The sequence below is a fragment of the Pseudarthrobacter sp. NPDC092419 genome (assembly GCF_044755045.1).
In the GTDB taxonomy this organism is placed as follows: Bacteria; Actinomycetota; Actinomycetes; order Actinomycetales; family Micrococcaceae; genus Arthrobacter.
Window position 1 is genome coordinate 314,371 of record NZ_JBIVQF010000001.1, and the last position, 23,110, is coordinate 337,480.

General features: G+C 66.5%; 22 protein-coding genes and 1 tRNA gene. 6 read left to right on the forward strand and 17 right to left on the reverse strand.

The features are described 5' to 3' along the window. Nucleotides 1-3: 3 nt before the first annotated feature. The gene (locus ACIQC0_RS01420; RefSeq protein WP_400532271.1) at nucleotides 4-954 is read right to left on the reverse strand and encodes an aldose 1-epimerase family protein; all 951 of its coding nucleotides are present in this window, start codon (nucleotides 952-954) and stop codon (nucleotides 4-6) included. Between the two features lie 98 nt (nucleotides 955-1,052). Here ACIQC0_RS01420 and galT point away from each other — a divergent pair, with 98 nt between their 5' ends. Together galT and galK are read left to right on the forward strand one after the other, a co-directional pair. After that, nucleotides 1,053-2,288, forward strand: coding sequence for a galactose-1-phosphate uridylyltransferase (galT, locus tag ACIQC0_RS01425; RefSeq protein WP_400532272.1), 1,236 nt, complete (start codon nucleotides 1,053-1,055; stop codon nucleotides 2,286-2,288). Next, the gene (galK, locus tag ACIQC0_RS01430; protein WP_400532273.1) at nucleotides 2,285-3,448 is read left to right on the forward strand and encodes a galactokinase; all 1,164 of its coding nucleotides are present in this window, start codon (nucleotides 2,285-2,287) and stop codon (nucleotides 3,446-3,448) included. The genes galT and galK overlap by 4 nt, the downstream gene beginning before the upstream one ends. Nucleotides 3,449-3,528: 80 nt before the next feature. On the opposite strand, the gene ACIQC0_RS01435 is transcribed toward galK, so the two are convergent. Beyond that, complete coding sequence (locus ACIQC0_RS01435) at nucleotides 3,529-4,467, reverse strand: Bax inhibitor-1/YccA family protein (protein WP_400532274.1); 939 nt, start codon at nucleotides 4,465-4,467, stop codon at nucleotides 3,529-3,531. A 435-nt stretch (nucleotides 4,468-4,902) separates the two neighbouring features. Between ACIQC0_RS01435 and ACIQC0_RS01440 the strand changes: the two genes are divergently transcribed. The 4 genes from ACIQC0_RS01440 to ACIQC0_RS01455 are packed head-to-tail and all read left to right on the forward strand — an operon-like array spanning nucleotide 4,903 to nucleotide 9,028. Beyond that, the gene (locus tag ACIQC0_RS01440) at nucleotides 4,903-6,198 is read left to right on the forward strand and encodes a branched-chain amino acid ABC transporter permease (protein WP_400532275.1); all 1,296 of its coding nucleotides are present in this window, start codon (nucleotides 4,903-4,905) and stop codon (nucleotides 6,196-6,198) included. A gap of 9 nt (nucleotides 6,199-6,207) precedes the next feature. Further along, entirely contained in the window at nucleotides 6,208-7,176 is a 969-nt protein-coding gene (locus ACIQC0_RS01445; protein ID WP_377215293.1) for a branched-chain amino acid ABC transporter permease, read from the forward strand. Beyond that, on the forward strand, nucleotides 7,173-8,258 hold the full coding sequence (locus ACIQC0_RS01450) for an ABC transporter ATP-binding protein (RefSeq protein WP_377215292.1): 1,086 nt from the start codon (nucleotides 7,173-7,175) through the stop codon (nucleotides 8,256-8,258). Before ACIQC0_RS01445 ends, ACIQC0_RS01450 begins: the two co-directional genes overlap by 4 nt. Next, a complete protein-coding gene (locus ACIQC0_RS01455) occupies nucleotides 8,255-9,028 on the forward strand; it encodes an ABC transporter ATP-binding protein (protein ID WP_377215291.1) in 774 nt (257 codons plus the stop codon). Before ACIQC0_RS01450 ends, ACIQC0_RS01455 begins: the two co-directional genes overlap by 4 nt. A gap of 239 nt (nucleotides 9,029-9,267) precedes the next feature. Here ACIQC0_RS01455 and ACIQC0_RS01460 read toward each other — a convergent pair whose 3' ends face one another. The 15 genes from ACIQC0_RS01460 to ACIQC0_RS01530 all read right to left on the reverse strand — a co-directional run bounded on the left by ACIQC0_RS01460 (nucleotide 9,268) and on the right by ACIQC0_RS01530 (nucleotide 23,109). Continuing rightward, nucleotides 9,268-10,623, reverse strand: a complete 1,356-nt coding sequence (locus tag ACIQC0_RS01460; RefSeq protein WP_400532276.1) for an ABC transporter substrate-binding protein — start codon at nucleotides 10,621-10,623, stop codon at nucleotides 9,268-9,270. Nucleotides 10,624-10,839: 216 nt separating this feature from the next. Next, nucleotides 10,840-10,913: transfer RNA gene (locus ACIQC0_RS01465), tRNA-Leu, on the reverse strand. A gap of 39 nt (nucleotides 10,914-10,952) precedes the next feature. Beyond that, on the reverse strand, nucleotides 10,953-11,372 hold the full coding sequence (locus ACIQC0_RS01470) for an ACT domain-containing protein (RefSeq protein WP_400532277.1): 420 nt from the start codon (nucleotides 11,370-11,372) through the stop codon (nucleotides 10,953-10,955). A gap of 112 nt (nucleotides 11,373-11,484) precedes the next feature. Next, nucleotides 11,485-12,933 carry an NAD(P)/FAD-dependent oxidoreductase gene (locus tag ACIQC0_RS01475; protein WP_400532278.1) on the reverse strand — a complete coding sequence of 483 codons (1,449 nt, stop codon included), beginning with the start codon at nucleotides 12,931-12,933 and terminating at the stop codon, nucleotides 11,485-11,487. A 72-nt stretch (nucleotides 12,934-13,005) separates the two neighbouring features. After that, the gene (locus ACIQC0_RS01480) at nucleotides 13,006-14,388 is read right to left on the reverse strand and encodes a S8 family serine peptidase (RefSeq protein ID WP_400532279.1); all 1,383 of its coding nucleotides are present in this window, start codon (nucleotides 14,386-14,388) and stop codon (nucleotides 13,006-13,008) included. Between the two features lie 3 nt (nucleotides 14,389-14,391). Then, complete coding sequence (locus ACIQC0_RS01485; protein WP_400532280.1) at nucleotides 14,392-15,339, reverse strand: exopolyphosphatase; 948 nt, start codon at nucleotides 15,337-15,339, stop codon at nucleotides 14,392-14,394. Then, on the reverse strand, nucleotides 15,336-16,007 hold the full coding sequence (locus ACIQC0_RS01490) for a DUF501 domain-containing protein (protein ID WP_400532281.1): 672 nt from the start codon (nucleotides 16,005-16,007) through the stop codon (nucleotides 15,336-15,338). Before ACIQC0_RS01490 ends, ACIQC0_RS01485 begins: the two co-directional genes overlap by 4 nt. 28 nt (nucleotides 16,008-16,035) lie before the next feature. Further along, nucleotides 16,036-16,623, reverse strand: coding sequence for a septum formation initiator family protein (locus ACIQC0_RS01495; protein ID WP_400532282.1), 588 nt, complete (start codon nucleotides 16,621-16,623; stop codon nucleotides 16,036-16,038). Between the two features lie 86 nt (nucleotides 16,624-16,709). Further along, on the reverse strand, nucleotides 16,710-17,990 hold the full coding sequence (gene eno, locus ACIQC0_RS01500) for a phosphopyruvate hydratase (protein WP_400532283.1): 1,281 nt from the start codon (nucleotides 17,988-17,990) through the stop codon (nucleotides 16,710-16,712). 120 nt (nucleotides 17,991-18,110) lie between these two features. Next, nucleotides 18,111-18,698, reverse strand: a complete 588-nt coding sequence (locus tag ACIQC0_RS01505; RefSeq protein ID WP_400532593.1) for a MazG nucleotide pyrophosphohydrolase domain-containing protein — start codon at nucleotides 18,696-18,698, stop codon at nucleotides 18,111-18,113. A gap of 58 nt (nucleotides 18,699-18,756) precedes the next feature. After that, a complete protein-coding gene (locus ACIQC0_RS01510) occupies nucleotides 18,757-19,908 on the reverse strand; it encodes an adenosine deaminase (RefSeq protein ID WP_377215283.1) in 1,152 nt (383 codons plus the stop codon). A gap of 39 nt (nucleotides 19,909-19,947) precedes the next feature. Next, on the reverse strand, nucleotides 19,948-20,670 hold the full coding sequence (locus tag ACIQC0_RS01515; protein WP_377215282.1) for a DedA family protein: 723 nt from the start codon (nucleotides 20,668-20,670) through the stop codon (nucleotides 19,948-19,950). A 78-nt stretch (nucleotides 20,671-20,748) separates the two neighbouring features. Then, nucleotides 20,749-21,378: a DedA family protein gene (locus ACIQC0_RS01520; protein ID WP_377215281.1), complete on the reverse strand. Its 630-nt coding sequence runs from the start codon at nucleotides 21,376-21,378 to the stop codon at nucleotides 20,749-20,751. Nucleotides 21,379-21,385: 7 nt separating this feature from the next. Further along, on the reverse strand, nucleotides 21,386-22,702 hold the full coding sequence (locus ACIQC0_RS01525) for a thymidine phosphorylase (RefSeq protein ID WP_377215280.1): 1,317 nt from the start codon (nucleotides 22,700-22,702) through the stop codon (nucleotides 21,386-21,388). After that, nucleotides 22,699-23,109 (reverse strand): cytidine deaminase, encoded by a 411-nt coding sequence (locus ACIQC0_RS01530; protein WP_377215279.1) that lies wholly within the window; start codon nucleotides 23,107-23,109, stop codon nucleotides 22,699-22,701. The genes ACIQC0_RS01525 and ACIQC0_RS01530 overlap by 4 nt, the downstream gene beginning before the upstream one ends. Nucleotide 23,110 lies beyond the last annotated feature (1 nt).

Below are 23,110 nucleotides of genomic sequence, written 5' to 3' on the forward strand. Positions count from 1 at the left end.
CCGTCATCCGGCGGTGTAGTCGATGCCCCATTCCATGGTGAATGACTCGCCGGGCTGGAGCCAGCGAAGGCCCTCGCCGGAGTTAAAGGCGTTCGCCGGGCCCGTCATTGGCTCGAGGGCCACGGCGCGGGTCCGGCCGGGGTAGGTGGGCGTGATGAAGACGTGGACGTACCCGCAGGAGGTATCCTGCCAGAGAGTGACCGCCCGCCCCTGCGGGTCCGCGAGTACATGACGGGCCCGCCCGTCCCGGAAATCCAGTCCGGTCAGCGCGACATCCACGTCCAGCGTGCCCACTGTCCTCCCGTCCCGGAAATCCACGTCCCCGGACACCGGGGCATGGCTGCGTGGAATCTTGCGTTCGTCCGCCACCAGCTGGGTATCGGCCCCGACGGTGAGGACCAGGTCTTCGGCCGGAGTATCACCGACGCGCAGGTACGGGTGGGCACCAAGGACGAACGGCGCCGGCGCCCCGCCGTCGTTCAGCAGCGTCTGCCGGACCTCGAGTCCGAGCCCTTCATTGATTCCATACCGGACCTGGTGCCGGACCAGGAATGGGTAGCCGTGCTGGGGGAAGATTGCAGCCTCGAGCGTAACGGAGTGTTCAGATTCATCGACAAGCGCATAGCCGGCGTTACGCAGCAGGCCGTGGCTGGCATTGTTCCGGGACACTTCGGTGATATCCAGCTGCTGTTCTTTGCCGTCCAGCTGCCACGTGCCGCCTTCGATCCGGTTGGCCCACGGCGCCAAGGTGATACCGGCCGCGCCCGGCGGAATCTCGTGGTCGGCATACGTTTCCGTCAGCAGCACCGCGCCGCGCCGGAATTCTCGCAGGCCCGCGGCCAGCTCGGTCACCACAGCCACGGCATCGCCGCGCCGGAGCTCATACTGGCATCCGGTGGCGTAGGACTGGACGCCGCGGTCCGAAGGAGCCGGCGTATTGGAAGTGATCTTCATGGGCACCACGGTACCCGCACCAGAGGCCTGCGATCGACCGAAATGTTAGTTTTTGTTAAAAACTATTCTTTTTTGATAGACCGTGGGACACTCGATGCATGACCGCGATTACCGCCACCACGCTCTCGGACGGCCGGGAGCTTTTCTACTTCGACGACGCCGGAACCACAGGTCCCGGAGAAGGCTCAAGTGGGATTTCCACCGCCGGCGCCGCACGCACCAAAGCTGCCAGCCGGACGCCCGCTGCGGACCAGCGGGCCCTGCCGCCCCGCGGCGAGCCGGGTGAGGTACGCTTCGACGCGCTTACGGACGAATGGGTCGCCGTAGCTGCGCACCGCCAGACGCGCACGCACCTGCCCCCTGCAGACCAGTGCCCCATCTGCCCCACCACACCGGCGAATGCGTCGGAGATCCCGGCAGCCGACTACGACGTCGTCGTCTTCGAAAACCGTTTCCCGTCGCTGGGACCGGCGCTTGGCCCGGTACCCGGCCAGGCTGCTTGGGGAACCGCGCTGCCTGCTTACGGGCGGTGCGAGGTAGTTTCCTTTACCCCGGAACACACCGGCTCGTTTTCCGGACTGGGCCAGACGAGGGCACGCACCGTCGTTGAGGCGTGGGCACAGCGCACGGCGGCACTCAGCGCGCTTCCCGGAATAAAGCAGGTGTTCCCGTTCGAAAACCGCGGAGCGGACATCGGCGTGACGCTGCACCATCCGCATGGCCAGATCTACGCATACTCCTACGTGACCCCGCGCGCTGCCGCCATCGGGGCAGCTGCACGCCGCTACTACGAGGCCCATGACGGACGCGGCACCCTGACCGGTTCCCTCCTGCGCTCTGAGCGTGAAGACGGCAGCCGGATGATCCTGGAAGGCAATCACTTCAGCGCCTACGTGCCCTTCGCCGCGCGCTGGCCCCTGGAGATCCATCTGGTACCGCACCGCCAGGTTCCCGACCTGGCCGCTCTGGACGGGAAAGAGAAGGACGAACTGTCCCAAGTGTACCTGGAACTGCTGCAGCGGGTGGATGCGCTGTACCCCACGCCCACCCCCTACATTTCCGCGTGGCACCAGGCTCCGCTGGAGGCGGCGCACCGCGAGTCGGGCTACCTCCACCTGCAGCTCACCTCACCTCGGCGGGCCGCCGACAAACTCAAGTATTTGGCGGGTTCGGAAGCGGCCATGGGAGCGTTCATCAACGACACCACCCCGGAAGCTGTCGCCGAGCGCCTCCGTGCCGTTAGGGTGCAAGCGCCCTGCGGCGCCGCCACGGCAGCAGGAACCACGGCACCCGCGGTGCCCGGACCAGCAGAACCCCAAGGAGCCCCCGCGTGAACACCACCCATTTCCGCAGCGAAGACCTGGCGGCACGGTTCGAGCGTGAGTATGGCGCCGCGCCGGACGGGATCTGGCAGGCCCCCGGTCGTGTGAACCTGATCGGCGAACACACCGACTACAACGAAGGGTTCGTCCTGCCCTTCGCCATTGACCGGGCCGCGCGGGTCGCCGTGCGGGTCCGGGATGATACGACGGTCCGGCTCCTGTCAACGTACGGCGATCACAGGCTGGCCACCGTTGGCCTTGAGCGCCTGGAACCCGAATCCGCCAAAGGCTGGACCAAATATCCCCTCGGAGTACTGTGGGCGCTGCGCGAGGCAGGCATCACGGTGCCGGGCATCGATCTGCTGCTGGATTCGGACGTTCCGCTGGGCGCCGGGCTCTCCTCCTCCCACGCCATAGAGTGCGCCGTGATCACCGCACTGAATGACCTCACCGGCGCGGGCATGACGGCGCAGGACATGGTGCTGGCCACGCAACGGGCGGAAAACGGCTTCGTGGGGGCCCCCACCGGCATCATGGACCAGTCGGCCTCGCTCCGGGGCACCGAAGGCCATGCCGTCTTCCTCGATTGCCGCGACCAGAACGCCACGCTGGTTCCCTTCGAGACCGCCCCGGCCGGCCTGGTGCTGCTGGTGATCGACACCAAGGTCTCGCACTCACATGCCGACGGCGGCTACGCGTCCCGGCGGGCGGCGTGCCAGCTGGGTGCGGAGGTGCTGGGAGTCAAGGCATTGCGGGATGTGCAGATAGGCGACCTCCCCGAAGCGGCCGGACTGCTGGACGAAACGACGTTCCGCCGTGTCCGGCACGTGGTCACCGAGAATGACCGGGTCCTGCAGACTGTGGAACGGCTGAAGGCGGAGGGCCCGTCATCCATCGGGGCGCTGCTGGACGCCAGCCACGCCTCCATGCGGGACGACTTCGAGATCTCCTGCCCCGAGCTGGATCTCGCCGTCGAGACTGCCCGGGCCCACGGAGCCATCGGCGCCCGGATGACCGGGGGCGGATTCGGCGGCGCGGCCATCGCGCTGACACCGGTGGGCGCCGAACCGGAGGTGCGCGCCGCCGTCGTACGCGCGTTTGCGGAGGCTGGTTACGCGGAACCGGACGTCTTCACGGTGTCCCCCGCCCCGGGCGCCCGGCGGATCGCCTAGCCCCGGACGCAAGCAGGGCCCCGCCGCACTGGCGGGGCCCTGCTCATGTGTCAAGAACGACGGCGTTACCCGCCCGGCGCCTAATCGTCGCCGCGGAGGATGGACAGCAGGCGGATGATCTCGACGTAGAGCCAGACGAGCGTCACTGTCAGGCCGAACGCGGCCGTCCAGGAGAAGCGCTGCGGGGCGCCGTTACGGACACCGGCCTCGATGCTGGTGAAGTCCATGATCAGGGAGAACGCGGCCAGGCCGATGGCGAGCAGGCCAATGAAGACGCCAAGGGGGATACCGAAGATTTCCACGCTGGTGCGCAAACCGAAGGGCTCCTGGACAGCACCGGTGAGCATCATGACCATGTTGATTAGCGCGAATACCGCGTAGCCAATGATGGCGATCATGAAGAAGCGCATTGCCTTGGGCGTGGCGCGGACCTTGCCGCTCTTGAACAGCACGAGGGTTACGGCGAACACGGACAGGGTGCCGATGACAGCCTGCAGCCCCACTCCCGGGTACATGGTGTCCAAAACCCGGGTGAGACCACCAAGGAAGAGGCCTTCCAGCCCTGCGTAAGCAAGGATCAGTGCCGGCGAAGGCTGCTTCTTGAACGTATTGACCAGTGCCAGGACGAAGCCGCCGAGCGCGCCGACGATCATCAGGAGTGAAGCGAGGCCCATGCTGACGACCATCGTCACCGCGGCACCGACGAGCAGCACTCCGAGGCAGGAAGCCGTCTTAACGATGACATCGTCGAAAGTCATCCGGCCCGTGTCCGCGGGTCCGGCAGCGGGCTGGTTGTACATGTCCTGCAACTGCTGGTCGGTCATGTTTGGCTGTGTGTTCCAGCCCTGCTGCCCGTAGGGAGCCTGGCCATACGGCTGCTGCCCGTACGGCTGCTGCCCAAAGGGGGCCTGGCCGTAACCGGGCTGGCCATACGGCGAGTGGCCGTACGGTGCAGGCGGTGCCTGGGTCGCTCCACGGAAATTCTTTCCGTTGAAGATCGGGTTGCCGCCAAGTGCCATTGCGGAATTCCTCCATAGGGATGTCAGTGAAACCTTAAGGTTTACGGTACCAATTACCACGCCGGGTTGGCGCATAAAGTTCCCGCCGGCCCAAGGCGCAACCCAACCGTAACCATGAACTGTTTAGAAATACCGTGGCACAACATTTGTTTCTTTAGCTCTTCTATACAAACGGCATACGCGGGCTTCACAGTTGTTATCCGATCGCTACCTGCAGGGCGCCGATCACGGCGTTTGAGCCCGTCAGACGGCTGTAGCATAAACCCAACAGGGTGACGCAACTCACAACCGTGGGTGGCGCGTGACTTTTTGGCGCCTGCCAGCCCTGGATCCGTTCGCAACGGCTGCAATGGAGCAGCCTGGACCGCCCCCAAGTGGAGGTTTTTCAATTTGAGAAGTACACCCCAAGGCCCACCGGCCGCAGGACGCCTCGGTTTGCTCAGATTATGGGGAGCCGTGAGCGCTGCCATCCTGGCACTCCTTCTGGTGGCAGCGCCGGCCTCACAGGCCACTTCCCCATCACCGACACCATCCCCGTCGAACCAGACCTTCCAGAACAACATCAGCGGGTTCCTCCGCGATGATGCCCGCGCACCACTGGCGGACGTGACCGTCACCGCGAAGAATGGCGACTTCACCGGCACGGCCAAGTCCTCCGCCAACGGTTCGTGGAGCATCGGAGTCCCCGAGCAGGGTACCTACACCGTGGAGTTGGACGAGTCAACGCTCCCGGAGGGAATCAAGCTCGCGGACGGCCAGGAAAACCCGCGCGAAGTGACATTTAGCCAGACCTCCAACCTGTCCGTGATCTTCGCCTTCGGCAAAGGCATCGTGGTCCAGGAACAGGACTTCGGCCAGAACCTCCTCAACCGTCTGGTGGCCGGCCTCAGCTTCGGCCTGCTGCTGGCCCTTGCTGCCGTCGGGTTGTCGCTGATTTTCGGCACCACGGGCCTGACCAACTTTGCCCATGGTGAAATGGTCACCCTGGGCGCGGTGCTGGTCTTCGCGTTCAATGCCCTGGGCCTCCCGTTCTGGCTGGCGGTCATACTCGCACTGGTCGGCGGCGGGCTCTTCGGCTATGCACAGGACCGCGGCCTTTGGCGGCCCCTGCGCCGCCGCGGCACCGGACTGGTTCCCATGATGATCGTCAGCATCGGCCTCGCCCTTGCTGTCCGCTACGTCATCCAGTTCTACTTCGGGGGCGCCACCCAGCAGCTTCCATACGCCCAGAGCCCCGAGATCCAGATCGGCCCGGTATCCATCTCCCCGAACAACCTGTGGTCACTGGTCATCAGTGCCGTGGTGATCAGCCTGCTGGGCATCGTGCTGCTCAAGACCCGTCTGGGCAAGGCAACCCGCGCCGTGGCGGACAACCCGGCACTCGCCGCCGCTTCAGGCATCGACGTGGACTCGGTAATCCGGCTTGTATGGATCACCGGCGGCATGCTCGCCTCCCTCGGCGGTATCCTCTGGGCCTACTACCGGCCCGGCGTCACCTTCGACATGGGCTCGGCCATCCTGCTGCTGATCTTCGCCGGCGTCACCCTCGGCGGCCTGGGCACCGTGTTCGGCGCCTTGGTCGGCTCCATCATCGTGGGCATCTTCGTTGAGCTGACCACCGTGTTCGGCCTCGCCGCAGACCTTAAATACGTGGGAGCACTTTTCATCATGATCGTTGTCCTCTTGTTCCGGCCCCAGGGCATCCTGGGCCGCCGCGAGCGCGTGGGTTAGGAGAGAACCATGGACTTTGGATTCATTCTTGCCAGCGCCGCCGGCGAAATTTTCAGCCCCACGACGGCCGCCTACGCACTTGCCGCCCTGGGCCTCGCCGTCCACTTCGGCTACTCCGGCCTGTTGAACTTCGGCCAGGCCGGCTTCATGGCGATGGGAGCCTACGCGTTCGCCATCTCCACCTTGACCTTCGGCGTCCCCTTCTTCGTGGGACTGCTGATCGCCATCGTCGCCGCCGCGATCTTCGCGCTCCTGTTGGGTATTCCCACCCTGCGCCTGCGCGCTGACTACCTCGCCATCGTCACCATCGCCGCTGCGGAAATCGTGCGGTACATCGTCACTACCAACCAGCTGACGTCCGTAACCGGTTCGGCCAACGGCCTCGCCGCGTTCGAAGGCGGGTTCTACGCGATGAACCCGTTCCCGGACGGCGACTACTTCGGTATGAACAACCGGGACTTCTTCATCCGCGTGGTGGGCTGGGTCCTCGTTGCCGTGTGTTGCCTGCTCGTGTGGCTCCTGATGCGCAGCCCGTGGGGCCGCGTCCTCAAGGGCATCCGTGAGGACGAAAACGCGGTCCGCTCCCTGGGCAAGAACGTCTACGCCTACAAGATGCAGGCCCTGATCATCGGCGGTGTGCTCGGCGCACTGGCCGGCATGATCTTCACCCTCCCCCGCGGAGCGGTGCAGCCGGCCAACTACGGGACCGAACTGACGTTCTTCCTCTACACCTGCCTGCTTCTGGGCGGGCTGGGCACCGTGCTGGGACCCGTCATCGGCGCCATGATCTTCTGGGTGGTCCTGTCGCTGACCCAGGGCGTCCTCTACGGGCTGATCGAATCAGGTGCCATCACCTGGCTGAACACCGTCCAGGCCGGTCAGCTGCGTTACATCCTGGTGGGTGTGGCACTGATGCTGCTGATGATCTTCCGGCCACAGGGTGTTTTTGGAAACAAGAAGGAGCTGGCGTTCGCATGAGCATGCACAGCGAAGAACCCACAACCCCGTCCGGCGCAGAGCCGGACTACATGACGGATACCCGGCCCATTGCGGCCGGCGAGACCGCCCCGGGCTGCAAGAAACGCGATCCGATCGTGGTTGCGGAAAACGTGACCCGCAGCTTCGGCGGTATTAACGCGGTGGACGTCGAATACCTGGAGATCCCCCGCCACAAGATCACTGCGCTGATCGGACCCAACGGTGCCGGAAAGACCACCCTGTTCAACCTGCTGACGGGCTTTGACACGCCCAATACCGGAAAGTGGCAGTTCGAAGGCAAGAGCCTGGCCGGCGTTTCGCCCTACAAGGTGGCACGCATGGGCATGGTCCGCACCTTCCAGCTGACCAAGGTGATGGGCAAGCTGACGGTGATGGAAAACATGCGGCTCGGAGCCTCGAACCAGCCCGGCGAGAGGCTGTCCAAAGCCCTGTTCAAGGGCATCTGGGGCGGCCGGGAGAAGCAGATCACGGAAGAAGCCAATGTCCTGCTGGAGAAGTTCAAACTGGATGCCAAGAAGGACGACTACGCGGCGTCCCTCTCCGGCGGCCAGCGAAAGCTTCTCGAAATGGCCCGCTCCCTGATGGTCCGGCCCAAGCTGGTCATGCTGGACGAGCCGATGGCTGGCGTGAACCCGGCACTGACCCAGTCCCTGCTGGACCACATCAAGAACCTGAAGGCCGAGGGCATGACGGTCCTGTTCGTCGAGCACGACATGCACATGGTGCGGCACATCGCCGACTGGGTAGTGGTCATGGCCGAAGGCAAGGTGGTGGCCGAGGGCCCTCCGGGCGAGGTCATGAAGAACCCGGCCGTTATCGACGCGTACCTTGGCGCGCACCACGACGTGGACCTTGGCGATACCGAAGGCATCAAGGAACTTGCCGCCGAATTGGTGGCCGACGAGGAATCCATTGTGGGGACCGAGAACGCTGGCATCATCTCCGTTGACGTCGTTGAGGCGGAGACCGACGAGGCGCCGGAGGAACGCGGCACGCACGACCCGCGCCGCGGACGGCACGGAAGCACGGAAACGGGCCCGACAGAGAAGGACAGCCAATGAGCAGCACCAGCGCGGCACCGGCCGCACATCCCGTCAGCGATGGCGACTCGGTGGTCAAGGTCACTGACTTGGTGGCCGGCTACCTGCCCGGCGTAAACATCCTGAACGGCTGCAGCATCGAAGCCCGGAAGGGCGAGCTGATCGGCATCATCGGACCCAACGGCGCGGGCAAGTCCACGCTGTTGAAAGCCATGTTCGGACTGGTCAAGGTCCACTCCGGCACCGTGGTGGTGCGGGGCCAGGACATCACGGGGCTGAAGGCCAACAAGCTCGTGACCCGCGGAGTGGGTTTCGTTCCGCAGACCAACAACGTGTTCGCCACCCTGTCCATCGAGGAAAACCTGCAGATGGGGATGTTCCAGCGGCCCAAGGACTTCGCCGAGCGGTTCGACTTCGTCACGGGTCTCTTCCCGGAGTTGGGCAAGCGCCGTGCACAGCGCGCTGGCTCGCTCTCCGGCGGTGAACGACAGATGGTTGCCATGGGGCGGGCTCTGATGATGGATCCGGCGGTGCTGCTGCTGGACGAGCCCTCCGCCGGCCTCTCCCCCGTCAAGCAGGACGAGACGTTCCTTAGGGTCCACGAGATCAACCGGGCCGGCGTGTCGGTGATCATGGTGGAGCAGAACGCCCGCCGCTGCCTGCAGATCTGCGACCGCGCCTACGTCCTGGACCAGGGCAAGGACGCGTACACGGGAACCGGCCGGGAGCTCATGAAGGACCCCAAGGTCATCCAGCTCTACCTGGGGACGCTGGCCGACACCGTCGACTAGCCCTCCCCCGGAGCCGGGAAACCGCATCAGGGGCCGTCACCGCGAGGTGGCGGCCCCTTTTTCGTGGCCGGGCCCAACAAGCCCAGCAGGTTTTCGCGCCGGTTTTGGACATGCGCACCGCGGACCCGCGCAGCCTATTACCGAAACCACGGCGGATGTCCGAAACCGCCGCCCGAGAAGGGAAGCAAGAGGCCCCCGTCCGGCTGGACGGGGGCCTCTTGATCGTTCAGGAAGGGGCTTTACAGCTTGCCGAATTCTTCCTTGACTGCCTTGTACGTGTTGTCATCCTGGTACTCGTAGATGCCAATGTACGCCTCGGTGGGGTCACCGGCGTCGGAGAACGTCACGGGGCCGGACTGGCCGTCGTAGTCGATGTCCTTGCCGTCGCGGAGGAGGGTGACACAGCCTGCGTAGGAGGTGCACTTCTCGCCGCCTTCGGAAACTTCCTTGAGCTTCGCGGCGATGTCCACGCCCTTGGTGCTCTTGGCGGCTTCCGAAGCCAGTGAGATCAGGTTGACGGCGTCGTAGGACTCACCGGCGTAGCTGTAGTCCTTCAGGGCCGGATCGATCGCCAGCAGCTTCTTCTTGAAGTCCTCCTTGGCGAACGTGCCCGGGATGGTGCCCTGCGCGCCCTTCAGCGTGCCGGCCTTGAAGTCCTTGCTGTAGTCGGACGTGTTGCCGTCCACCATGAACAGCTGCGTGGGCTTGACGCCCTTGCCGGTCATCAGCGGAACGATGCTCTTGGCCTGGTCGAAGGTGATCAGGGCAATGGCGTCCGGCTTGGCAGCAATGACCTTGTCTACCTGGCTGCTGAACTGGGTGTCACCCTCATTGAAGAGCTCCTCGGCGACGACCTTGCCGCCGGCGGATTCGAAGGCCGACTTGATGTTCTTGGCCAGGCCCGTGCCGTAGGCATCGTTGAGGACGATCAGCCCCACGGTCTGGGCGCCACAGGTGGCCATGTAGTTGCCCAGGACCTTGCCCTGCAGCACGTCGGACGGGGCAGTACGCCAGTACAGGCCCTTGTCATCCCAGGTGGTGAAGTCCGGGGATGTGTTCGCCGGGGAGAACTGGATCACGCCTGCGCCGGTGATCTGATTGATGACCGTCTTGGACACACCGGACGATGCGGCACCGATGATGGCGCTGACGCCCTGACCCAGGAGCGCAGAAGTGGACTGGGTGGCGATGTCCGTCTTGGTGTCGCCCGAGTCGCGGTGGATTACCTGGATGGGCTTGCCCAGAACGCCGCCAGCCTTGTTGACTTCATCGACACCAAGGTTGACGCCTGCGATTTCGGGCGGGCCAAGGAAGGCCAGGGAGCCCGTGGTGGGCAGCAGTGAACCGATCTTCAAAGGCTTATCGGTGGTGGTGCTTGAGGGCGGAACCGATGCCGGCGCCGGTGCCTGGCTGGCCGCTGCGCCGCCGCCGTTGCCTTCAGGTGCGGGGCACGCAATGCCTGCCGCAGCTTCGGAGGCGGTCTCGGACGCCGTGGGTGTGGACGAACCGCCGCATGCCGTTGCCATAAAGGCAACGCCGATGCCAAGCGCTGTCAGCTTGGCAACGCGGGTTCCCGCCTGGGGAAATAATGTCATGAACTAGCTCCTCGATCTAAAGGTGCGAACGGCCTTTGACGCGAAAAATCAGGTATTCCTGATCAGGTTCAAGCTAATGTAATTTGCCGCCGAAAATAAGTGATTGAGGTCACATCCTTATAACAGTCGTTGCCTATGCGGAATTAAACGCCGAAAGCCGCCCGCACAGCGGACGGCTTCCTCTTCGGGGCGCGATTTCCCGGGCCGTTTCGTTTGTACCCCAGGTGGGACTCGAACCCACAACACGCGGATTTTAAGTCCGATGCCTCTGCCAATTGGGCTACTGGGGCGCCGCAACAATGGTATCCCGACAGGGCCAGGTGATTGGTTCAGCGGGCCGGACCCTCCGGGCCGCGGTTCCGGTCGGAGAGCGCGGCCAGCTCCTGCAGGGCGCGGGGAGCGTCCGCGACGGGCACCAGCAGGTGGTCGTGGTGGAACCCGGCCAGCACATTGCAGCTGATGCCGGCCTGCGTCAGCGCCCTGCTGACCGCGGCGGTGAGGCCCACAGCCTCCAGCGCAGAATGGACCTCCAGGGTGATCCAGGCGGCCACAAAGTCGTAGCTGAGTCCTTCGGCGTCCGCGACGGACCGCGGGAGGACAACCGTCAGGCCTTCGGCTTCGCGGACGGCCGCCTCGATGCCGGGCATCAGCGGCCGGCCGTGCGGCCACAGGACGTACACGTACTCACCGTCGCGCTGCACCGGCCGCATGCCGCCCAGCAAGGCCCGGAGATTCATTTCGCCGCTCATGGGGACAGTCTAGGACGCACGCGCCGCGGCAGCGGACTCCCCCGGTAAAGCGCGACGGCGGCCGTCCCGCAGTGGGGACGGCCGCCGTCGGGCGCTCAAAAAGGGAGCCGGGCTACTTGGCGTTGGCCGGCACCGATTCCTTGGCCCCGGCGGGAGCCGCCGCTGCGGGCTCGGGGGCAGCAGCCGGCTTGGGGGCCGGGGTGGCCGCGGCCACGAAAGCGCCGCGCGGGTTGTCCAGGTCCATCAGCTGCGTCGTGTCGCGGCCGGCGAAGAATGCGATGATCCAGTTCAGGACCACGCGGAACTTGCGCTCGAACGTGGGCATGGCCATGCCGTGGTAGCCACGGTGGGCCAGCCAGGCCAGGGGTCCCTTGAGGCCGATGCGGCCCAGCAGGTTGATGTTGGCAACGCCCTTCCACTCGCCGAAACCAGCCACGGCACCCAGGTTCTTGTGCTTGTAGTCCTTCATCGGCTTGTCCCAGCGGGATGCCCACAGGTTCTTGGCCAGGCGCTTGGCCTGGCGCAGCGCGTGCTGCGCGTTGGGTACGCAGGTGCCGTCCGGCAGGCCCTTGCCCGTAAGGTCCGGAACCGCGGCGATGTCGCCGGCTGCCCAGGCGTTATCCACGATGCCTTCGTCGCCACCGATGCGGAGGTCCGGAAGGACGCGGACGCGCCCGCGGGGTTCCAGCGGGAAGTCGGTGGAACGGACCATCGGGTTGGCCTGAACGCCAGCAGTCCAGACGAGGGTGTCCGCTTCAAATTCCTGGGCCGGGGTCTTGTCCGGCAGGTTGATGAGCTTGAGGGAGCCCTCGGCGCTGTCCAGGGAGGTGTTCAGCAGCACCTCGATGCCGCGGCTGCGCAGGTGCTCCACGACCCATTCGGCCTGGGAAGCGGTGACTTCGGGCATGATGCGGCCCATGGCCTCGACCAGGACGAAGCGGACTTCCTCCTGCTTGATGCGGGGGTTGTTGCGGACCGCGGCGCGGGCCAGGTCCTCCATCTCGGTGATGCATTCGATGCCTGCGAATCCGCCGCCCACCACCACGAAGGTGAGGGCCTTGGCGCGCTCAGCAGCGTCCGTCATGGTGGACGCAACCTCGATGCGCTCCAGCACCTTGTTGCGCAGTGCAACGGCTTCCTCGATGGTCTTCAGGCCGATGCCCTTGTCCGCGAGGCCCTTGATGGGGAAGGTACGGGTGATGGCGCCGGCTGCGAGGACGACGTCGAAGTAGGGAACCTCGAAGTGTTCGCCGCCGTCCGCGGGAGCCACGACAGCGGTGCGGTTCGCGTGGTCGATCGAGGTCACGCGGCCCTGGATGAGTTCGGTCTGCTTGAGGTGCTGGCGGTGGGAGACCACTGCGTGGCGTGCCTCGATGTTGCCGCCTGCCACCTCGGGGAGGAAGGGCTGGTAAGTCATGTAGGGCAGTGGATCCACGAGGGTGACGATGCCACCGGCATTCGCGATCTTCTTCTGCAGTTTGAGTGCTACGTACAGGCCGACGTACCCGCCGCCGACGACGAGTACCCGGGGACGGTCCTGGAGCTCTGGTGTGGTTGCCATGTATTAAACGATACAACAGTTTGTGAAAATCTTCACTAGCGGGACCGGGGGCCGGGAAAAGCCCGGGAATGCCTAGGATTTGCCCGGCGAATCCACCTTCTCCACGGCACCGGTGGCCGGCTCCTCCCGCGTCAGCGACGGGTCCTTGGCGGCGCGGCGAAGCTGTACGGCCGCTGCCGCGATGATTGCCACGAAGAGCACCGAAAAGCCGATCACGACGGCGGCGCCGACGGCCGAGTCGCGCGGGGACGGCGCCTTGACTGCGGGCACCGTGGCCTCGGGAAGGGTGGGGACGGCACTGGGCACCTCCGCGGTGGGCAGCGGAACGGGCGTGGAGAGGTTGCCGCGCCGGTGCACCCTGATCCACTCGGCGATGCTTCCGAGCGGGTTCGCCGAAACCTCGGGAACGTCATCCTTCAATGCTGCCGCCGCGTCCAGCACGCCGAACCCGTAGAGCGGGTCTTTGCCGGACGGGCCGGCATCCTTGGCCGTGGCAACGATGCGGTTGATGACCTGCTCGGCGCTCATCTCAGGCCACTTGGACCTGATCAGGGCAGCCACACCCGCCACCATGGGGGCGGAGCCCGAGGTGCCCTCCCATTCGGCGTAGCCGCCGCCGGGAAGCCCCCCTATCAGGTCCTCAGCCGGGGCCGCCACACCGATGCTGATGCCCTGCGAGGAGGCGTCCACGCTGGCAACGCCCTTGCGGTCCAGGCCAGCCACGGTCAGCACACCGGGAATGGTTGCGGGCGCGCCCACCTGGACGTTTCCGCCCACCCGGTTGCCGGCCGCCGCCACGATGACCACGTCCTTCTGCTCGGCGTACAGGAACGCGGCGTCCCAGCTTTGCGGCCACTGCGGCGTGGTGCTGCCCAGTGAAATGTTGATGACCTTGGCACCGTTATCCACCGCCCAGCGTACGGCCTCGGGAATCTGGTCCTGGTCGCTCTTGCCCGACGGGTTGGGCGAGCCCAGCCACGTGGAGACGGAAAGGATCTCGGCTTCGGGGGCCACCCCCACCATGCCGTCCGGGCCAGCTGCCCCGGTTTTCGGGACGGGGCTGGGCGAGGCGTCCTTGGGCTGGTGCCCGCGTCCGGCCAGGATGGTGGCCACCAGGGTGCCATGTTCGGGCTTCGCCCCGATGCTCTTCTGCCCGTCCGCCTCGCCCGAGCCGGATGCGTCAAAGCCGCCGGAAACGGCGCCCTTGAGGTCCGGGTGCTTGGCGTCCACGCCGCTGTCGATCACGGCCACCTTCACACCCGCGCCCTTGGAAACCTTCCAGGCCTCGGTGATCCCGGATTCCTTCAGCCAATACTGCTTGTCCCGCCATTCGTCCGCTCGCGCAGCCGGGGCTGTGGTCACGCCGGCTGCGACGAAGAGGCCGGACAGCAGCATGACCAGCAGCGCCTTGGCTGCCTTGCCAAGCGCAGCGGTCGCCCCGTTGAAAATCGCCATGGGTCAGCCGATGCTCAGCGCAATGCCGTCGAGGATGTCATGCTCGCTGGCCGTGGCCGTGCAGATCCGGCCCCCCGTCAGCGCGCCGAGCTGTTCGAGGACGCGCCGCCATACCAGTCCACCGGCGCCGATGACGTCAACCCGGCCAGGGTGCATATACGGCAACGCTGCCCGGTCCGCGCGGGGCATCCGGAGCAGCTCCGCGGCGGCCTCGCTCACTTCGGCAACCGGGAGTTCGGCACCATGGATGGCGTCGGGGGAATATTCCGGGAGCCGCAGGGCGTGGGCGGTGATGGTGGTGACGGAGCCGGCAACGCCCACGACGGCGGTGGCCTGCTCCAGGGGAACGTCCTCCCGGGCGCGGGCGATGGCTGCGTCCACGTCGGCTTCCGCGGCGGCTATCTGGTCCGCAGTGGGCGGGTCGTCGGCAAGGTGCCGCTCGGTGAGCCGGACGCAGCCGATGTCCACAGACTTCGCCGCGGTGACGCCGTCGGCGGTGCCCAGCACGAATTCCGTGCTGCCGCCGCCAAGGTCGACCACCAGGACCTGCTGCCCGTCCAGGACAGGCAGGACGCTGCTGGCCCCCGCGAAGGACAGGGCCGCTTCCTCTTCCCCGGAGATCACTTCGGGTTCGACGCCCAGGAGGTCGCGGATGCCGTCCACGAAGACCTGCCGGTTGCGGGCGTCCCGGGTTGCCGATGTGGCGGCGAACCGGATTTTCTCCGCGCCGTGCTCCTTGATCAGCTGCCCGTAGGCGGCGGTGGCGGCGAACGTGCGCTCGAGCGCCTCGCGGGCCAGCTCGCCGGTGGCGTCCACGCCTTGGCCCAGCCGGACCACGCGCATTTCGCGGACCACATCGGTGAGGACAGGGCTGCCGCTGCTGCGGTCGATGTCCGCGATGAGCAGGCGGATGGAGTTGGTGCCGCAGTCGATTGCAGCGACGCGGGTCATTCGGCGGCTCCTGCCGGGCCGGCCGACTTGCGGACGGGCGCGGGACGGCCCACAATGTCCGGCAACCCCTGGGGTCCATGGCGGCTCAGGTCGCGGGAGGGTGCTTCACCGCTGGTGTCCCAGGCGCCGTCGCAGTAGCAGCGGTCCCTGGTCCACCACTCGCTGATGAGGTCCAGGGCTTCGTCACCGAGCGGGTTCACGCCGGGGCCGGCAGCGAGTGAATGGCCCACCAGGACGTGGAGGCATTTGACGCGGGTGGGCATTCCGCCGGCGGAAATGCCGTCGATCTCCGGAACAGTGCCGGTGCCGCAGCGTTCGCCGATGGCCTGCCGGGCGGCCAGGTAGGCCTCGTGCGCCGAACGGTAGGAGCCTGCCAGGTCCTGGTGTTCGGCGAGGCGCCCGTTCATCTCGTTCATGACACCAGCGGCTTCGAGCCGGGACACCGCGGACGTGATCACGGGGTGAGTGAGGTAGAAGGTGGTGGGAAACGGTGTGCCGTTGCCCAGCCGCGGTGCCGTGGCGGCCACGAGGGGGTTGCCGCAGACGCAGCGCGCCGGAATCTCCACCACGTCGCGGACCGGCCGTCCCAGCTGCCGACTCAGTACTTCGAGGTCGCGGGCAGATGGTTGGCGGGATTCTTCCCGGGCGGCTGCCGTGGTGTGTTCCATCGTCGCGGGCCGTCCTTCCTGTTGCGGTTCAGTCTGTGGCCGCGCGCCGGACGGACTCCCACAGGGAATCCACCCACGGCAGATCGGCGGGGTCTTGTGCTGCTGCTGCGCCGGGCTGGCTACTGCTTTCTCCGGCTGGCAGATCGCTGCCGAAAACCCAGTAGCCGGTTTCCCCCGGCATAACCATGTTAATGCGGTCGCGGGCCTGCTGCTTCACGTAGTTGGGGTCCTGCCACCGCGACACCTGCCGGCGCAGGGCGTCGCCCTCGGCTTCGCGGGCAGCGATGTCGGCGTTCAGGGCGTCGATTTCGGCCCGTTTGTCGAAGAACACCTTGACGGTGGGCGCCAGCATGATGGTGATGGCAATCATGACGACGGCGAGGGCCAGCATGCGTCCGGAGAACGCCTTGGCGGGCACCGGCTGCGCCTCTTCCGCGGGCGGGGCGGCCGGCGCGGCAGGACTACTGCCGCCGCCGGCGCCGGGACCGCTCTCCGATGTTTCCTCCGGGGCCTTGCCGGCGCCGAAGTCCGCCTGAATAACGTCGGCACCATCCGGGGATTCCGAGGCAGGACGGGACGGTGCAATCTTTGGGACTTTGGGACGGCGGGTAGCCATGACACTCCTGAAAACGCAGCTGCCAAAACAGCAACGGTGGCTATGGTCTTTCAACCATAGCCACCGTTGCGGTGCAGGTTCGGCTACTAGCCCTTGAAACGCGGGAAGGCGCTGCGGCCGGCGTAGCGTGCGGCATCGTCGAGCTCTTCCTCGATGCGCAGCAGCTGGTTGTACTTGGCCACGCGCTCGGAGCGGGCCGGGGCACCGGTCTTGATCTGGCCGGCGTTGGTGGCCACCGAGATGTCGGCGATGGTGGTGTCCTCGGTCTCGCCGGAGCGGTGCGAGGTGATGGTGGTGAAGCCGGCGCGCTGGGCCAGGCTGACGGCGTCGAGCGTTTCCGTAAGCGAGCCGATCTGGTTCACCTTGACCAGCAGGGAGTTGGCGGTCTTGGTGTCGATGCCGCGCTGCAGGATGGACGGGTTGGTCACGAAGAGGTCGTCGCCCACCAGCTGGACCTTGTCGCCGATGGTGTCGGTGAGGGTCTTCCAGCCGTCCCAGTCGTTCTCGTCCAGCGGGTCCTCGATGGACACCAGCGGGTAGTCGGCCACGAGCTCGGCGTAGTAGGCGCTCATCTCGGTGGCGGACAGGGACTTGCCTTCGAACTGGTAGGCACCGTCCTTGAAGAACTCGGAGGAGGCGACGTCCAGGGCCAGGGCGATGTCCTTGCCCGGGGTGTAGCCGGCGTTCTTGATGGCTTCCTGGATCAGGTCCAGTGCGGCACGGTTGGACGGCAGGTTCGGGGCGAAGCCGCCCTCGTCTCCCAGGCCGGTGGAAAGGCCCTTTTCCTTCAGGACGGACTTGAGGTTGTGGTACACCTCAACGCCCCAGCGCAGGCCTTCGGAGAAGGTCTCGGCGCCGATGGGGGCGATCATGAATTCCTGGATGTCGACGTCGGAGTCCGCGTGGGAGCCGCCGTTCAGGATGTTCATCAGCGGCACGGGCAGCACGTGCGCGTTGGGGCCGCCGAGGTACTTGTACAGCGGCAGGTCGGCGGAGGCTGCGGCGGCGTTGGCGACGGCCAGGGACACGCCCAGGATGGCGTTGGCGCCGAGCTTGCCCTTGTTGGGGGTGCCGTCCAGGTCCAGCATGGCCTGGTCGATGCTGCGCTGGTCGGTGGCGTCGAAGCCGGTGAGGGCCGGAGCGATCTGGTCGATGATGGCGTCAACGGCCTTCTGGACGCCCTTGCCGAGGTAACGGCCCTTGTCGCCGTCGCGCAGTTCCACGGCTTCGTGCTCGCCGGTGGAGGCGCCGGAGGGGACGGCTGCGCGGCCGATCTGGCCGTCAGAGAGCAGGACCTCGACTTCTACGGTGGGGTTGCCGCGGGAATCGAGGATCTCGCGGGCGTGGATGGCATCGATAAGCGCCATGAATTTTGCTCCTTATGGGCGATTAACGGGGGAATGTGGCAGAAAGATTCGACGTCCTCGTCAGGGACCAGCGTAGTCCAGAGTGGTACAGGTTACGGAAACCTATCCAGCCCCCGGACGTCATGATGGCGCGTGCCCGGGCTTCGCAGCGTCCTGCTGGTAGCGCCGCACCGCCCCGCGCAGGGCACGCTCGGCATCCAGCCCCGCAGCCTGGGCGGAACGCACGACGCCGAACAGCAGCTGCCCGAGCGCGTCTTCCGTTGCGGGGGCGGCAGCCGCGGGCGGCAGTTCCAGGCCGGCGCGGGCGGCCCGGTCCAGCGACTTCTGCGCCTTGGCCAGGGCCGGCAGGGCATCCGGAATACCGTCGAAAGGGCCCCGGCCCGCCGGCCGTTCGGTGCGTTTGACCTCGTCCCACTTCTGCTCGATCTCCGCCACAGTGGCCGGGAAGCTGTCCTGCAGCGAGCCGTCAGGCCGGAACACATGGGGGTTGCGCCGGACCATTTTGGCGCCCAGGCCGCGCGCCACGTCGTCGAACGTGAACGCGCCCCGCTCCTCCGCGAGCCGGGCGTGGAGGACCACCTGGAGCAGGACATCGCCCAGTTCCCCTTGCAGCTCGGCGTCGGGGTGGTCCCCCTCGATGGTCTCGGCCACCTCGTAGGCCTCCTCCAGGAGGTACTCCACCAGGGAGGCGTGCGTGAGCGCCCCCATCCACGGGCAGTGCTCCCGCAGCTGCGCGATTACCTGAATCAGGCGTTCGACCGGACTTTCAGCCAAGGTTGGCGTAGGCGTCGTTGATGTACTCCACCAGCGCTTCCTTCTCCTCCAGCGGCAGGAAGGATGCCTCCGCGGCGTTGAGCGTCAGCTCCAGCAGGTCGTCCAGGTCGTAGTCGAACGTCTCCACCAGGAGGTCGAACTCGTCGGTGAGGGTTACGCCGCTCATCAGCCGGTTGTCGGTGTTGATGGTGACGTTGAAGCCCAGCTGGTAGAGCATGTCCAGCGGGTGGCTCTCCATGCCTTCGCCGAAGCCGGCAATGGCACCGGTCTGCAGGTTGGAGGACGGGCAGATTTCCAGGGCGATGCCACGGTCCCGCACCCAGCTCGAGAGGTCTCCGAGGGTCACCAGGCCGATGCTGCCCTCGCCGTCGCCCTCTTCGGCGGCCTCGTCGTCGTCGAACTCCACCATGATGTCCTCGGCGATCCGGACGCCATGGCCCAGCCGCAGCGCGCGGCCGTCCACCAGGGCGGACTGGATGCTTTCAAGCCCGGCTGCCTCGCCGGCGTGGACAGTCGCCGGGAAGTTGTGCTGGGCCAGGTAGGTGAAGGCATCCCGGAAGCGGGCGGGGAGGAAGCCGTCCTCGGCGCCGGCGATATCAAAGCCCACGGCGCCCTTGTTGCGGTGGCGGACGGCGAGCTCGGCGATTTCCTGGCCGCGGTCCGCGTGGCGCATGGCGGTGATGAGCTGTCCCACTTGGATTTCGCGGCCGGAGTCGCTGACGGCTTCAACGCCGGCTTCCAGTCCCTCCTGGACGGCTTCAACGGCTTCGTCCAGCGTCAGGCCCTTCTGCAGGTGCTGCTCGGGAGCCCAGCGGACCTCGCCGTAGACCACGCCGTCGTCTGCCAGGTCCTCCACGAACTCCTTTGCCACGCGGTACAGGCCCTCGTGGGTCTGCATCACGGCGATGGTGTGATCGAACGTTTCCAGGTAGCGGACCAGCGAACCGGAGTCGGCGGACTCCCGGAACCACTCGCCGAGCGCCACAGGATCGGTGGACGGCAGGGTATGTCCCACGGCTGCTGCCAGTTCAATGATGGTGGCCGGGCGGAGACCGCCGTCCAGGTGGTCGTGCAGCGAGACCTTCGGCAGGGTCTTCAGGTCGAACTCGATGGCGGGGGCGGTGTCAACAATAGGCTCAGTCACGTACCCACCTTAGGGTGGGCGCAGGCGCAATGCCAGCGCCTATTCCGGCGCCGGCTTGCCATCCCGCGGAACCCGGGCGAGGAATTCGTCCGGTTCCGGATGAAGCGCGCCGGACGGGCCGCCGTCGAGCCATTCGTCCACCTCTTCGGCGTCCTTGCGGGACAGGTGGCGGTGCCACCAGCGGAGCGTGTGGTCCATGACGATGCCCAGGACGACGGCGAACACCACGGCGATTCCGGCGCTGAGCAGCGGGCTGTCGTGCAGCCAGTGGAAGGAGCTTGCCAGCAGCCCGATGCCGATGGAGTAACCCACCCACGTCAGGCAGGCGAACGCGTCCAGGAGGAAGAACCTGCGGTGCCCGAAACCGGTGCTCCCGGCTACGTAGTTGACGGCCACCCTGCCCCAGGGGATGTAGCGGGCGGTGAAGATCAGGACGGCGCCGCGCTTGTCCAGTTCCCCGCGGGCCCAGTCGAAGGCCCGGCGCACCTTGGGCCGACGCATCCACCGCCAGCGGTCCAGGCCGATGCGCCGGCCCAGCATGAACGCCATGTTGTCGCCGGCGATCGCACCAACCAGCGCCGTGCCGCCCAGGATCCAGAGGTTCGGCTCCCCGCTCTGCCGGGAGAAGGCCGCCAGCGCCACGATGAGGGTTTCGCTGGGCACCACCATGGCGAAGCCGTCCACGAAAAAGAACAGCAGGAGGACCGGGTAGATCCACCACTGGCCCGCCGCATGGAGCACGGCCTCACTTATAAAATCCACGCGGTCCTGCTTCTCGGAAAAACGCCGTCGACGTGACGGAAATCGCCCCCTAAGTCTCCCACGGGCAGGCCGGATTCGCTACGCTTCGGGTTCCTTCATCCGTTCCACGATGGGCGGCTTGTGCCGGAATCGGTTGACGGCCACATCCACCACGATGCCGAGGGCCACAGCGCACACGATGGCGATCGCGGCGCCCAGCAGGTGGTTGTCCTCGAACCACTGGCCGAAGAACAGGCCGATGCCCACCGAGTAGGCCGCCCACAGCGTGGCAGACAACACCGTAAGCCCCACGAACCTGGTCTGCGGATAGCTGCTGACGCCGGCGGTGAGGTTGACGGCGACGCGCCCGATGGGGACGAACCTCGCCACAAGGATCAGCGCCGCCGGACGCTTACGGAGTTCGCGGCCGGCCCAGCGGAACGCCCCCTGCATCCGGGGACCGCGCATCCAGGACCAGCGGGTGGTGCCCACCCGGCGGCCGATCAGGTAGGCAATATTGTCCCCTGAGAAGGCGCCCGCGGCGGCCACCAGCATCAAGACCCAGGGATTGGGAACCTGTGCGGTGGCCGCGACGGCGGCAAGGCCCACCACCACCGATTCGCTGGGAATCGGCGGGAAGAAGCCGTCAATGATGCAGCACGCCAGGACCAGGACCAGCACCCAGGGCTGGCCGGCCGCCGCGAGGATGAAGTCATTAATGGCCTGCACGGTTCTATTACGCTATGCGGTCGATAATGAGCTGCTGCGCCGGGCGTGAGCCTTCCGGGGCGATGACCACGGCACCTTCCAGGGCCTCCTTGGCCCGCGCGAACCGCTCAGGCGTATCGGTGAGCAGGGTCATCAGCGGCTCGCCGGCCCGCACCACGGCTCCGGGCTTGGCGTGCATCCTTACCCCCGCCCCGGCCTGCACCGCGTCCTCCTTGCGGGCACGGCCGGCGCCAAGGCGCCAGGCAGCCACGCCCACGGAGAGGGCATCGAGTTCCACCAGCACGCCGTCGGCAGGGGCGTAGACCACCTCGGACTCGCGGGCCACCGGAAGTTTGGCCCGCGGGTCGCCGCCCTGGGCCTCGATCATCCGGTTCCATACGTCCATGGCCCGGCCGTCTTTCAGCGCGGCGGCGGGATCGGCGTCGTGCACCCCTGCGCAGGCGAGCATCTCCTCGGCGAGCCGGACCGTCAGTTCCACCACATCGTCCGGTCCGCCACCAGCGAGGACCTCGACGGATTCCTCCACCTCAATGGCGTTGCCGGCGGTGAGGCCCAGCGGGGTGTCCATGTTGGTAAGCAGTGCCACGGTGTTCACCCCGGCGTCCTTGCCCAACGCCACCATGGTCTCGGCCAGCTCCCGCGCCTTCGCCTGGTCCTTCATGAAGGCCCCGGAGCCCACCTTTACGTCCAGGACCAGCGAACCGGTGCCTTCGGCGATCTTCTTGCTCATGATGGAGGAGGCGATCAGCGGAATGGCCTCCACGGTGCCCGTGACATCGCGCAGGGCATAGAGCTTCTTGTCCGCAGGCGCCAGCCCCGCGCCCGCGGCGCAGATCACGGCTCCCACGTCCTGGAGCTGCGCCAGCATTTCCTCATTGGTCAGTGACGCGCGCCAGCCTGGAATGGATTCAAGCTTGTCCAGCGTGCCGCCGGTGTGGCCCAGGCCCCGGCCCGAGAGCTGCGGAACGGCAACGCCAAACACGGCCACCAGCGGTGCCAGGGGCAGGGTGATCTTGTCCCCCACCCCCCCGGTGGAATGCTTGTCCGAGGTGTACTTCAGGCCGCCGTCGGGCCGGCGCAGGCTGGAAAAGTCCATGGTCTCGCCGGAAGCGATCATCGCGGCAGTCCAGCGGGCGATCTCGGTGCGGTCCATCCCGTTGAGCAGGATGGCCATGTTCAGCGCCGCCATCTGCTCATCGGCGATCACCCCGCGGGTGTAGGCGTCAATGGTCCAGTCGATCTGCTCCGGACTGAGCGCCCCCTTGTCCCGCTTGATGCGGATGATGTCCACGGCGTCGAAGGCCTCGGCGTGGTTCTGGGTCATCGGGTTCCCTCCAGGTGTTCGGGACCGAAGGCGTCCGGGAGGACCTGGTCCATGGTCTTGATTCCTTGCGTGGTCATGAGTTCCATGTCCGGGGCGCGGAATTCATACAGCAGCTGCCGGCAGCGGCCGCAGGGCATGAGGATGTTGCCCTCCCGGTCGACGCAGTAGAAGGCTCGCAGCCGGCCGCCGCCGGTCATGTGGAGGTTGCCCACCAAGGCGCATTCGGCGCACAGCGTCAGGCCGTAGCTGGCATTTTCCACGTTGCAGCCGCTGATGATCCGGCCGTCACCGGTGAGGGCCGCGGCCCCCACCGGGAACCTGGAGTACGGTGCGTAGGCATTGCGCATGGCCGCGGTGGCCGCTGCTGCCAGCGCGGACCAGTCCACCTCCTGCGGCGAGGTTTCCACG